This window comes from Pseudomonas sp. 32_A (assembly GCF_017490905.1).
Classification (GTDB): Bacteria; Pseudomonadota; Gammaproteobacteria; order Pseudomonadales; family Pseudomonadaceae; genus Aquipseudomonas; species Aquipseudomonas inefficax.
The window spans coordinates 1-238 of record NZ_JAFGYI010000515.1; the positions used below are offsets into that span (position 1 = coordinate 1).

1 pseudogene is annotated in these 238 nt (G+C 59.7%); it reads left to right on the top strand.

Annotated elements, in window-relative coordinates:
• Window positions 1–77 (top strand): annotated as a pseudogene (locus J5M58_RS28425) (ACP phosphodiesterase); the annotation flags it as partial.
• Window positions 78–238 lie beyond the last annotated feature (161 nt).

Below are 238 nucleotides of genomic sequence, written 5' to 3' on the forward strand. Positions count from 1 at the left end.
CATTATTGGCGGACTTCAGGGCGTTTTATCCACAGTTGCAGGCCTTTGCTGCGGCTGGCCGGTTGTCTGGCAGTTAGTGCCGGGTTGGCATTGCTGGCCTCTTCGCGGGTAAACCCGCTCCCACAGGGACCGCGCTCATCCTGAGTTCTGTGGTGTACCCGTGGGAGCCACTGCAATAGCAGTCCTGAGGTCTGTGGTATAGCTGTGGGAGCCACAGGGATGGCACTCATCCTGAGGC